The following is a 277-nucleotide window of genomic DNA, read 5'->3' on the forward strand; positions in this document are numbered from 1 at the left end:
GGAAAAGTAATCAAAATTGAGATTCCCTCAGTAGTGGCGAGCGAAAGGGGAAGAGTCTAAACCGTTATAATGCCAAGTTGCAAGATTTTGTTATAGCGGCGTTGTAGGGCGACATGTGAAATACTTGCATATTTCGACTTTAATCTGTATGATAGTAGAATCGTTTTGGAAAAGCGAACCATAGTGGGTGATAGTCCCTTATACGAAATCATATAGTTGAGGTTATGTCGTTCCTGAGTAGGGCGGGGCACGTGAAACCCTGTTTGAATCTGGGTAG

General features: G+C 42.2%; 1 rRNA gene. It reads left to right on the top strand.

From position 1 onward, the window contains the following. Window positions 1-277, top strand: a 23S ribosomal RNA gene (locus tag EZH24_RS13770); the annotation flags it as partial.

Origin of the sequence: Brachyspira catarrhinii (genome assembly GCF_005518285.1) — a bacterium.
Classification (GTDB): Bacteria; Spirochaetota; Brachyspiria; order Brachyspirales; family Brachyspiraceae; genus Brachyspira; species Brachyspira catarrhinii.